At 32.3% G+C, this 12,022-nt stretch carries 12 protein-coding genes; 5 read left to right on the top strand and 7 right to left on the bottom strand.

Annotation, left to right across the window (positions count from 1 at the left end; all coding sequences use genetic code 11):
- Positions 1–513 precede the first annotated feature (513 nt).
- The 5 genes from EC396_RS17215 to rbfA form a co-directional block, all read right to left on the bottom strand.
- Positions 514–1,473 (bottom strand): cytochrome c, encoded by a 960-nt coding sequence (locus tag EC396_RS17215; RefSeq protein WP_129368095.1) that lies wholly within the window; start codon positions 1,471–1,473, stop codon positions 514–516.
- A 118-nt stretch (positions 1,474–1,591) separates the two neighbouring features.
- Positions 1,592–2,350: a DUF6090 family protein gene (locus EC396_RS17210; RefSeq protein WP_129368094.1), complete on the bottom strand. Its 759-nt coding sequence runs from the start codon at positions 2,348–2,350 to the stop codon at positions 1,592–1,594.
- A gap of 490 nt (positions 2,351–2,840) precedes the next feature.
- The gene (gene katG / locus EC396_RS17205) at positions 2,841–5,066 is read right to left on the bottom strand and encodes a catalase/peroxidase HPI (protein ID WP_205757984.1); all 2,226 of its coding nucleotides are present in this window, start codon (positions 5,064–5,066) and stop codon (positions 2,841–2,843) included.
- 190 nt (positions 5,067–5,256) lie between these two features.
- Positions 5,257–6,459: an ABC transporter permease gene (locus tag EC396_RS17200; RefSeq protein WP_129368093.1), complete on the bottom strand. Its 1,203-nt coding sequence runs from the start codon at positions 6,457–6,459 to the stop codon at positions 5,257–5,259.
- 1 nt (position 6,460) lies between these two features.
- Entirely contained in the window at positions 6,461–6,853 is a 393-nt protein-coding gene (rbfA, locus tag EC396_RS17195) for a 30S ribosome-binding factor RbfA (RefSeq protein WP_129368092.1), read from the bottom strand.
- Between the two features lie 424 nt (positions 6,854–7,277).
- Here rbfA and EC396_RS17190 point away from each other — a divergent pair, with 424 nt between their 5' ends.
- Genes EC396_RS17190 through truB form a run of 4 tightly spaced genes read left to right on the top strand, consistent with a single transcriptional unit; the run spans position 7,278 to position 9,907 of the window.
- On the top strand, positions 7,278–8,156 hold the full coding sequence (locus EC396_RS17190) for an ABC transporter permease (RefSeq protein WP_129368091.1): 879 nt from the start codon (positions 7,278–7,280) through the stop codon (positions 8,154–8,156).
- A gap of 2 nt (positions 8,157–8,158) precedes the next feature.
- A complete protein-coding gene (locus EC396_RS17185; protein WP_129368090.1) occupies positions 8,159–8,401 on the top strand; it encodes a DUF3098 domain-containing protein in 243 nt (80 codons plus the stop codon).
- A gap of 1 nt (position 8,402) precedes the next feature.
- Positions 8,403–9,215 (top strand): undecaprenyl-diphosphate phosphatase, encoded by an 813-nt coding sequence (locus EC396_RS17180; RefSeq protein WP_129368089.1) that lies wholly within the window; start codon positions 8,403–8,405, stop codon positions 9,213–9,215.
- On the top strand, positions 9,215–9,907 hold the full coding sequence (truB, locus tag EC396_RS17175) for a tRNA pseudouridine(55) synthase TruB (protein ID WP_205757983.1): 693 nt from the start codon (positions 9,215–9,217) through the stop codon (positions 9,905–9,907). Before EC396_RS17180 ends, truB begins: the two co-directional genes overlap by 1 nt.
- 146 nt (positions 9,908–10,053) lie before the next feature.
- On the opposite strand, the gene EC396_RS17170 is transcribed toward truB, so the two are convergent.
- Complete coding sequence (locus EC396_RS17170) at positions 10,054–10,539, bottom strand: ABC transporter ATPase (RefSeq protein ID WP_129368088.1); 486 nt, start codon at positions 10,537–10,539, stop codon at positions 10,054–10,056.
- A 33-nt stretch (positions 10,540–10,572) separates the two neighbouring features.
- Positions 10,573–11,187: a thioredoxin family protein gene (locus tag EC396_RS17165; RefSeq protein ID WP_129368087.1), complete on the bottom strand. Its 615-nt coding sequence runs from the start codon at positions 11,185–11,187 to the stop codon at positions 10,573–10,575.
- A gap of 235 nt (positions 11,188–11,422) precedes the next feature.
- Between EC396_RS17165 and EC396_RS17160 the strand changes: the two genes are divergently transcribed.
- Positions 11,423–12,013 (top strand): fasciclin domain-containing protein, encoded by a 591-nt coding sequence (locus EC396_RS17160; protein WP_129368086.1) that lies wholly within the window; start codon positions 11,423–11,425, stop codon positions 12,011–12,013.
- The last annotated feature ends 9 nt before the right edge of the window (positions 12,014–12,022 follow it).

Below are 12,022 nucleotides of genomic sequence, written 5' to 3'. Positions count from 1 at the left end.
TGTGGTAATTTTTAAATCATTAAATGGTTTTAGTAAACGCTGTTGTTAACATTCCTAAATAAAAAAAGTTACTTAAATATTAAAGTGTGAATTTTCAGTTCATTTTAGGAGAACTAATTTAGGTGGGCTCTCTAGAAAAAAATGAATTTTATTATAATAAGTTCATTTTTTAGGTTTATTTGAGTAAAATATTATAATAATCAAAAGCTAAAATCGGAACACGTTTTGGAACACGATTTTGCAAATTTATAGCTCGGGAGCCCTATAAAACAGTTGAAATTTAACTTTTGCTTGGAACTTATAACCCGAATGTCACAGGTTCAAGTCTTGTTCCCGATATTAAACAAAACCCATCACTTAAAGATAGTGATGGGTTTTTTATTTTACCTCTCTTATCCCTTAATATTACTGAGATTAAAGGGGGTGTCAAAAAGTTAGTGAAGTTTTGTTTTAAAGGTTGGCATAAGATATTTAGCCTGCCAATAGGCTGCTATTAATTATGTACATTGTTGTTTAATTATATACAGATCTTTCCACTTTATTCTTGATAGGAGGTATGGTTTGGAGATATGCAAATATAGCTTCTGCTTCCTGGTCTGAAAGCTGGGTATATGGTGTCATTGGGTTGGTAAGTGCATTTTCACCTTTTTTAATCCCGTATTTTACAGCATTAACAAAGTCATCTTTCGACCAGTTTCCAATTCCTGTTTCTTTGTCTGGTGTTAGGTTAGGTGTAAACTTTACCCTTCCCTCTTCATCCAAAGGTTTATTTCCTCCTGCAAAATATCCCTTACTTAATTCGGGTTCAAGAAAATTATTGGTCTTAAAATCAGACGAATGGCAAGAGAAACACTCGAGGTTGTATGCCAAGTATTTTCCCAATTCTACTTTATTATTGGTGTCAGGTAGTGCAATCTTCTCTGTCGGCATGGGAAATGGTTTAAATGCGATTCGGCAAAGAAGTTTGGTTAAAAAAGAAGGGGCTGGTGGAGTATCTGGAGTTGAATCTTCCACAACCATTGGATTGTCTGATTTTAAAAACGATATAATTGCATTTATATCTTCATCAGCCATGTTTGGTAATTTAGCCATGTAAGGTGGACTGTATTGTCCGTTCCTTTTAATTCCAGTTCTAAAAAGATAGAGCAATTCGCCATTTGTCCATTCTCCTATTCCGTATTTCTTATCCTGAGTGATATTTTGAGAATAGATATCCCCAAATTCGGTAGGAGCTTCAAGCAATTTTTTCCCGGTTAATTTTCCGGTCTCTTTATTTAAATGGCAATTTGCACATAGCATCATGGTCAGATTCTTTCCCCTTTCAATTGATTCTGGAGTGCTTTTTACTTCAAATTCAATTTTTTGAACTTCATAAGAGGGTATATCAGACATACCAATATACACAAATACAATTCCAAGTAATACGATGATAGATGTGATAACAATTCCGAAAATCTTTAATGTTTTTTTCATGTTTTCATTTTTTAAAAGTTGACTAATTGCCTTAAGCGTTTATTTATGTAAGCTGTGTTGTGTTTTCATCATTTTAAATGTTTAAGTCAATATTTTTTTACTCTTTTGAAGTTAAATGTTAATTTATATTTTGTTTTATTTGTTCAATAATAAGTTCGGTTTGTTCTTTTAGAGGCAGATAAAATGTTTTATTTAGATTTACGGATGCTACAATAAACAGGTACAGATTGCTTTCAAACTTAGGATTTGTAAGAAAACGAAAGTCATTGTCTGGAAATCTACTTGGTTTCACATCAATAAGGGTTTCATCAATCAAATTCAAGTGTCTTCTAAAATTCCCATTGTTGATAAAAAATTCATGAGCATAGTCTCTTCCTTCAACAACATAGTTTTCCTGATTTTTAACAAGCTCAAATTGTGATTGCCAGTTAGAAATAGCCTTTCTTAAGTTTGGATCAGATATGAGTGATAATTTACCTGAATTGTTTAGCTCATTAATAATTCCCTGATTGGGTACATATCTCGACTCATATTTAAAGGCTCCCACCATATATTGGGATAATTCTTTTTCACTTATTATTGGTAATGAGGGTCCAGTGAATTTTCCAATCTTAACACAGGTTTCAAAAATTTTGGTATTGGTTTTAATAGTACTATCAAGTATTTCTTGGTTGGTTTCAAACTCTTGAAGCAGCGATGTTAATAATTGCTGTTCGGCAGCCTTATTTTTCCTAGTTTCATTCCAATTATTAATCTGTAGCGCTATCAAAATTCCGATAACTACCAAAATGATTTCACCAATTGCATATACCAAATAATTATTGAATTTATTTTCAGTTAGCATTTTTTGTCTAATTTTTCTGAAGAATTTAATCATTTGTTATAGGTTTGTTTTAATGAAGCACAACCCATTACATCCCAATAAATGTACTATGTGACAGTTTTATGGTCTGGATATATCAATGTTCAGTTGTTTTTTTGCTTTTCACAACCCCGAAAATTTGTAGATAGGATAGGGTAACATATTTTATTATCGTAATTTTTATAATAAATGAATAACGTTTAATTGTTACTTCAAACATCAATAATTATTGATTTAAATTATTTCTTAATTTACATATGGTAAATAATTACAGGAGTCAATTTCAAATATAAATTATAAATCAATTTATAAAACCACATAAACATGTAGTCTTTATAAATTGATTTATATCTTCTTAATAACAGCAGCTAATATTTCCATGTTTTATTAAAAGCAATTTAATATTAGTTTAAAGTGTAGCAATACACTTTTATGCGTAGATAATGTTAGGCTTGGGAGTTGTATCTTGTGAAGCCACCATTACCATAATATGATGTTGACGGACTTATTTCACAATATCAAAACGGTCTGCATTCATCACTTTTACCCAAGCATTCACAAAATCGTTTACAAATTGCTCTTTGTTATCATCTTGCGCATAAAATTCAGCATACGAACGTAAAATAGAATTAGAACCAAATACCAAATCAATTCGGGTGGCTGTAAATTTTAAGGTTCCAGTTTTTTTAGAACGAATGTTATACAAGCCATTTTCTAAAGGTTCCCAAGCGTAGCCCATATCAGTTAAGTTTACAAAAAAGTCGTTAGACAAAGTTCCAACAGCATCCGTAAATACACCGTGTTTGGTTTCGCCATAATTGGTTCCCATCACGCGCATTCCACCTAACAACACCGTCATTTCAGGAGCCGTTAAGCCCATTAATTGTGTGCGATCTAATAGTAATTCCTCAGGACTTACAATGTAATCTTTTTTCAACCAGTTTCTATAACCGTCAGCTAATGGTTCTAAAGGTTCAAAAGATACTGCATCTGTCATTTCATCAGTTGCATCACCACGACCAGGCGCAAAAGGAACTGCAATATCCATTCCTGCTTTTTTTGCGGCTTGTTCAATACCCACATTTCCAGCTAATACTATTGTGTCTGCAATGCTTATTCCAAAATCTGCAGCAATTGGTTCTAAAACAGCCAATACTTTTGCTAATTTTTTTGGTTCGTTACCTTCCCAATCTTTTTGAGGCGCTAATCTAATTCTAGCACCATTTGCGCCACCTCGTTTGTCTGAACCTCTAAATGTTCTGGCGCTATCCCAAGCAGTCCCAACCATTTCAGAAATGCTCAATCCAGCATTTGCAATTTTATTTTTAACAGCAGCAACATCGTAAGTTGTTTTTCCTTTAGGAATTGGGTCTTGCCAAATTAAATCTTCTTGCGGAACATCTGGACCAAAATAGCAAGATTTAGGCCCCATATCACGATGTGTTAATTTAAACCAAGCACGTGCAAAAGCATCAGAAAAAGCATCAAAATTGTCCATGAATTTTAATGAAATTTCTTTATAAGTTGGATCAACTTTCATTGCCATATCTGCATCAGTCATCATAGGTTTGTGATGGATCGAAAAATCCTCAACATCAACAGGCATATCGACTTCTTTTATGGCTTTAGGTTCCCATTGCCAAGCGCCTGCTGGACTTTTTTGTAATTCCCAATCGTGTTTAAAAAGCATTTCAAAAAAACCATTATCCCATTTTGTTGGGTTTGTGGTCCAAGCACCCTCTAAACCACTTGAAACGGTATAACGCCCCTTCCCTGTTTTGTTAGGATTGAACCAACCCAAGCCTTGCTCTTCAACATCAGCAGCTTCAGGAACGGGACCTAAAATACTTGCGTCTCCATTTCCATGCGCTTTTCCAACAGTATGGCCTCCTGCTGTTAAAGCAACCGTTTCTTCATCGTTCATTGCCATTCTTTTGAATGTTTCACGCACTTGTGCTGCAGTTTTTAACGGATCAGGCACACCATTTACACCTTCAGGATTTACATAAATTAAACCCATTTGCACTGCCGCCAACGGATTTTCCATGGTAGCGGGATTTTCTAAATTTTCATAACGACTATCACTTGGTGCTAACCATTCTTTTTCTGCGCCCCAATAAATATCTTGTTCAGGATGCCAAATATCTTCTCGTCCAAAAGCAAATCCAAACGTTTTTAAGCCCATATTTTCATAAGCAATGGTTCCTGCCAAAATAATTAAATCGGCCCAACTTATTTTGTTTCCATATTTTTTCTTAATTGGCCACAATAAGCGTCGTGCTTTGTCTAAATTTACATTGTCTGGCCACGAGTTTAACGGTGCAAAACGTTGGTTTCCTGTTCCGCCACCACCACGACCATCGGCAGTTCTATAGGTACCTGCAGAGTGCCAAGCCATACGAACCATTAATCCGCCATAGTGACCCCAATCTGCTGGCCACCATTCTTGACTGTCTGTTAGTAGGTGATGTACATCTTTTTTTAAAGCTGCAACATCCAATTTTTTTAACTCTTCACGATAGCTAAAATTGGGTTTTAAAGGATTTGTTTTTGTATCGTGTTGGTGTAAAATGTCAAAATTTAATGCTTTAGGCCACCAATCCATTACAGATTTATCTGTTGATGTATTTGCACCGTGCATTACAGGGCATTTTCCCATTTCGGTTGTTTCTTCTTTTTTGGTAAATTGATTGTGATCAACTGGGCATTTACCGTCTTTTGAATTGCTCATGATTTTCAATTTTTAATTTATTACAAAATAAGTATAAAAATTAACTATTAATTAAAAACAATAATAGATAATATTTATATAAAGATAAGTGCTTTACGTTTGGAGTGAAGTTAAAAACCATTACCGCACTGAATAACAGCTTAGTAAATTTAATGTAATAATTTTATTTTTTGAAGAAAACGGTTAATTATTATTCAACCAATTTTTTAGAAATTCTACTACTAGCTATTTTTGAAGCTAAAAAGCCTAAAATAAGTATGGTTGAAGCTACTGTAAATACATTAAAAAATGTAAATTCTACGGGGTAGGCTAAGTTTTGTGTAATCATAAATAGTTGGTATTTTTTTTGAAGAAATACCAAAATAACACCTGTAGAAAGTCCAATAATAAGTCCGAAGAGACTAAGTAAAAAACCTTGTAAAATAAACACTTGCTTAATTTCTTTGATGGTTGCGCCTAAACTGTAAAGTGTTTTTAGATTGTCTCGTTTGTCTATAATCATCATAATAATTGCGCCAATTACATTGAATAGTGCAATAATTAAAATAAGTGTAAAAATTAAGTAAGAAGCCAAATTTTCAGTATTTAACATTTTGTAAAATACTGCGTTTAATTGCTCTCGAGTTTCAATTTTGTAATTAGGGCCTAAAGTATTTTTAAGGTTTGTAATTAACAAATCGCGATCGTAGTTTTGCGCAACTTTTATTTCGATAGCCGAAATTTGATTGGGTGTATAATTCAACAAAACTTGCGCCAAGTCTAAAGGTAAAAATGTGAATTTTTTATCAATTTCATCGGTTAAAGCAAAAATACCAATGGGCTGTGTTTTTATTTGGCTAAATGCATTTTTAGGATCTGTAATATAGCCTTTTCCTGGTTTTGGAACGTAAATTTTAAGCGGCTCAAGATATTCAAAAACACCTACAGAAAGTGTGTTAGAAATACCATTACCAACAACAACGCCAAGCGGAATATCTTTGTCTAACCAGCTGCCAATATAAACGGTTGTGTCCATTTTGTTGGTATGCACGTAATTAGAATCTACACCTTTTATAAAGGCAATATGTGTTTTGTTGTGAAAATCGAAAAAAGCGCGTTCTTCTATTACTTTTGAATAGGATGCGATGCCTTTTTCTTGATCAAAAGAGGTTTGTAATTTGCTATTAAAATCGAACGATTTTCCTTTTGTTGCTGTTATTTTTAAATCGGGGTCGGCAATGTTTAAAAATCCAATACTAAAAGTACGTAAACCCGAAAAACCAGACATTACTATAAACAAAGCTAAGGTGCCAATAATTACGCCAATAGCAGCAATAAGTGTAATAATATTGATGGTGTTGTTACTGCTTTTTGAAAATAAATACCGTTTTGCGATGTATAGCGGAAAGTTCAAATTACTTTTTTTGACGTTTGTTTAAAATTTCAGGATTTGTAATTGGATTTTCGTTTTTACCACGCAAAGCATTGTCAATACCTTCAATATAATCCAAGCTATCATCTATATAAAACAATAAATTAGGCATACGACGTAATTGTTCTTTAGTGCGTCTTGCCATTTCATAGCGTATGGTTGCCGTATTTTCCTGCACACCTTTTAAAATAATTTCACGCTTTAATTGTGGGAATACACTTAAATATACTTTTGCCTGTGATAAATCTGAAGTTACATTTACTTTGGTAACAGATATAATCACACCTTTCATTCCGTCTTGTGCTGCGTGTTGTAAAACTTCTGCCAAGTCTTTTTGTAATACACCAGCTATTTTTTTTTGTCTGTTTGTTTCCATTTTGCAAAGATAATAGTTAAATGTACACAAATTTTGTTTTTTTATTTTTGAAGGTTGAAAAGTTGGGAAGGTTGAAGGGTTGAAAGTTTTAATAGTATAAAAGTATAAGTGGCTGAGCGTAGTAGAAGCTTTAATTAAGTTGAAAGTGTAAAGGTTTGAGGGCGCAAAGTTTTAAAAACGCAGCAAAAAAAGTTTTAGGGTTGAAAACAAATAAATTATTCATTTTTAATTTTTCACTATTAATTGTTTTGCGTTAGGGATACCGCTTTTGTTTGAGCTCTTTTTTAAGTTTTTTTAACTTAAAAAAAGCGAGTAGCGGTAGCCCGACCCATAGGGGAACGCCCAAATAAAAAAAACTAAAAACCAATCAATAAACAACTCGCAACTAATTTGTATATTGCGACGTAATTAATACCTGTTACTCTTGGATAAATCGTTTGAAAAATATCAAAAAAGAAGATTGAGATCTTCGTACTTATCTGTTATTATTAGCATTGGTTTGGTGTTGTTTTTAGTGGGACTTTTAGGAATTATTGTGTTAAAAACCAATAATATAGCTAAACATTTTAAAGAGCAAGTTGCCATAACAATTTTTTTGAAAGACAACGCTGGTAAAAGTGATATTGAAATTTTACAGGCTGAATTGGCTAAATCGGATTTTACAAAATCTGTTGTGTATGTTTCAAAAGATGACGCCGCAAAAAAATATAGTGAAGATATTGGTGAGAATTTTTTAGAGTTTTTGGGTGAAAATCCGTTGAAAAATGCCATTGACTTGTCGTTAAAATCTGAATTTGTGACGCCTGAAAAAATGGCTGAAATAGAACAAAATTTAGTAATAAGAAGCATAGTTGCTGAAGTGACTTATGATAAACCGTTGATTGAATTGCTGTCTAAAAATATTACACGTTTGAGTTTTTGGATGTTGTTATTTAGTGCATTGTTTGCGGTTATTGCGGTGGTTTTAATTAATAGTTCTATTCGACTTTCGGTTTACTCAAAAAGGTTTACCATAAAAACCATGCAAATGGTTGGAGCGACTAAAAGTTTTATTAGAAAACCATTTATTTGGCAAAGTGTTAAACTTGGAATTATTGGGGCTTTTGTTGCAATTGTAGGTTTATTTGCATTTGTTTTATATTTAAATGCTAAAATTCCTGAAATTGAATTGATGGGCGATTATAAAATTATGGGAATTGTAAGTGCTGTAATTGTTGTTTTAGGAATTTTAATTACTTGGTTGAGTACTTTTTTTGCAACTCAACGCTTTTTGAATTTAAGAACTGACGAAATTTATTATTAAAAATGAGCAATAAAGAAATACAAAAAAACGAATTCCTTTTTGGAAAAAAGAACTACATATTAATGTTAGTTGGAATTGCAGTTATAACCTTGGGCTTTATTTTGATGGCCGGTGGTGGTAGCGATGATCCTGAAGTATTTAATGAAGCAATTTATAATTTTAGAAGAATTCGCGTAGCGCCAACATTGGTTTTAATTGGTTTGGCTATTGAAATTTATGCGATTATGACAAAGTCAAAAAAATAGTATGACGTATATTGAAGCCATTATTTTAGCTATTATTGAAGGAGTTACAGAGTATTTGCCAGTTTCTTCAACAGGGCACATGATTATCGCCTCGTCGTTTATGAAAATTGCAAACGACGATTTTACAAAACTTTTTACCATTGTGATTCAGCTTGGGGCAATACTTGCTGTAGTTGCTTTGTATTGGAAACGGTTTTTTCAAAGTGTCGATTTTTATTTAAAATTATTGGTAGCTTTTATTCCTGCTGTTATTTTAGGTTTGTTATTTAACAATGTAATTGATGAGTTGTTAGAAAGTCCGCTAGTTGTTGCTGTATCGTTAATTTTAGGTGGATTTATTTTATTGAAAATAGACGATTGGTTTAAATCAAATGAAGTGTATGATGATAAAAACCCTACAGCTCATACCGAAATAAGCTATTTAACAGCGCTAAAAATTGGATTATTTCAATGTATTGCCATGATTCCTGGAACTTCACGCAGTGGTTCTACCATTGTTGGTGGAATGACGCAAAAGTTAAATAGAAAGACAGCTGCAGAGTTTTCGTTTTTTTTAGCCGTTCCAACTATGTTTGGTGCAACTGCTAAAAAATTATACGATTATTTTGGTGATGGTTTGGTATTATCTAATCAGCAATTAAATTTATTATTTATTGGTAATGTACTGGCTTTTGTTGTTGCTATGATTGCTATTAAATCTTTTATTGATTATTTAAGCAAACACGGCTTTAAAATATTTGGTTATTATCGCATTATTTTAGGAATCTTATTATTTGTGATTCACTATTTTATTTACCCATTATCTGTTATTTAATGTTGACTGTTGAAGATTATAAAAACGGACAAGTTTTATTAATTGATAAACCTTTGAATTGGACTTCTTTTCAAGTGGTAAATAAATTGCGATGGCACATTCGTCAAAAATTTAATTTAAAAAAAATTAAAGTCGGTCATGCGGGTACTTTAGATCCTTTGGCATCGGGCTTGTTAATTATTTGCACTGGGAATTTTACCAAAAAAATTGATGAATACCAAGGTCAAATTAAAGAATATACTGGTGAAATAACTTTAGGAGCAACCACACCAAGTTACGATATGGAGTCGGAAGTAAATCAAACTTTTTTAACCGAACATATTACCGAAGAATTAATTAGACAAACTGTACTGCAATTTACAGGCGAAATAGATCAAAAGCCACCTATGTTTTCGGCATTAAAAAAAGATGGTGTTCGTTTGTATGATATGGCTCGTGAAGGAAAATCTGTTGAAATAGCCTCTCGTAAAATTACAATTTCTGAATTTGAAATCACCAAAATCGATTTTCCAAAGGTTGAATTTAGAGTGGTTTGTAGCAAGGGAACTTACATTCGTTCTTTAGCTTACGATTTTGGAAAAGCATTGAATTCTGGCGGTTATTTGTCTGCTTTACGACGCACTAAAATAGGTGAATTTAGTGTTGAAAATGCAAAAGAACCACTGACTTATATTGAAGACGAATTAAGTTAGGTGATTATTAAGTCACAAGTCGAAAGTCGAAAGTCACAAGTCACAAGTCCAAAGTCCAAAGTCCAAAGTCCAAAGTCGAAAGTTGCAAAGGGGTGAATAATTAGTGATGCAATGTTTGGCTTACTTGAGACACAAATTGCAAATAATTATTTTAAAAAACGTCCCAACCAACTGTCGGTAATGTTAATTTCCCAATCGTTTTCCAATTCTTCTTTGGTGGTAATCATATTGTCAAAAACAATTGTTTTTTCAGAAACACTTTTGTTTGTCATTAATTTTTTAAACTCAATTAAATCTTTGTATTGTACAAACTCACCTTGTTTGTAGCAAACATTAATTTTATCGAGTAAAATTACGTCTAACTTTTTTTCAAGTTCTAATATAAACAGCGACAATTGGTCATGTGCTTTAAGACTTAAACTGGTTTCAGAATTGTCAACAGCAATAATTATAAAACGCTCGTATTTTAATTGATAAGCACTTTTAATTGGTTCATTATTGCTTGTCCAACTGTTTAAAAATGCTTCAAGAGTTTCTGTAATACTCGAAATCTCTTGGTCGTAAAATTTTCTGCTCGAAGGAAAAACCCACAATTTACACCACGCAGGAATTTCATTAAAATCAATTATCATAATTATAAATTATGGTACAAAGATAGCTTAAAATTAAATAGTTAAAACCATAGCATTTTCTAATAATTCAACAATATCATTTTGAATGTTTTGTCCTTTGTTTTTGTTATACCAAAGTTGCAGGTCTTTTTTAAATTCGGCATCCAAAGCACCGTGTTTTTCTTTATAATCCTGCACCATTTTTGTTGCAACAGATGGGCGAGGTCCCCAACTATTTATGACTTCATTTTTGTTATTTATAAGAATTACTTTCGGAATAGATTTGCTTCCATTGGTTAAAAAAGCATTCATCAATTCGTCGTTTTCATCTCTGCAAACTAGTTTTAAATTTAATTTTGGGGATGCTTCCGCCATTTTATTTAAAACAGGTAAAACTTGAGCAGCATCGCCACACCAACCTTCAGCCAATACCAGTAACCAAAAGTTTTCGGTTAGGTTATTAAGTGCTTGTTGAGTTTCTTCTGAAATTTTTAAAGTCTTGTCTAATCTATCCATTCTAGCATCGTTCAATTTGCTGTAATTTAAAAGATCATCGCTTTGTTCTTTTCCTGTTGATTTTCCTTCAACAAGCAATCCTTTTATCAAAGTTCTATAAGTTGAATAGCTTACTCCTTTTTTTAAACTATTTTTTATGAGGCATTTATTCATTTTTAAAATTTTTAGTTCTTGTTTTGGACGAAAGTTATTTGTTTATCTTACAACAAAACAATTAATTTATTTAGTTTGTAAAAATAAAGCTTGAATTTGAATAAAAAATGTTACTTTTGTTACTCAAGATATAAAGATAAAAAAATCTTAATATCTTTAACGTACATTTAGCTAATTGTAACTTGTTGTTTATTAGTTAATTTGTTGTATATTTAGATAACTTAATATTTTAATTATGAAAAAAATCAAACTAATTTTATCGCTTTTAACATTAATTACGCTTTTCATTACTTCCTGTGGTAATGGAGAAAAAAAACAAGAAGTAAGCGACTCAGCTGTTCAAAATGCAACTGAAGTAACTGTAGAAGGTCAAGGTCAATCAGCAGTTTCTGATGATGTTTCTGCAGCAAATGCATTGCAAGTGGCAAAATCAATTGAAGATTTTTCAACCTTAGTTGCGGCTATTGAAGCTGCTGGTGTTGAAGATGCAGTTGTAAATGTTGGTCCATTAACCATTTTTGCCCCAGTAAATTCAGCTTTTGATAAACTTCCTGAAGGTACAGTAGCAAATTTATTATTACCAGAAAACAAGTCTCAACTGGCTTTTATTTTAACAAATCACGTAGCGCCAGCTAATTATCCAGATTCTCAATTGGCAAAAGAAGCTAAAAAGGGACGAAAATTATACATGGCTTCTGGGAAATATTTGGTAGTTGAAGAAAAAGAAGATGGCTTATATGTTGGTGGAACCAAAATTTTAAAAACAGTACAAGTAAGTAATGGTTGGATACATGTTATTGACAATGTATTAGTACCAGCTGAATAATAATTAAAC

This window comes from Lutibacter sp. HS1-25, assembly GCF_004121075.1.
Taxonomy (GTDB): domain Bacteria; phylum Bacteroidota; class Bacteroidia; order Flavobacteriales; family Flavobacteriaceae; genus Lutibacter.
This window is presented reverse-complemented; position numbering and strand designations above follow the sequence as displayed.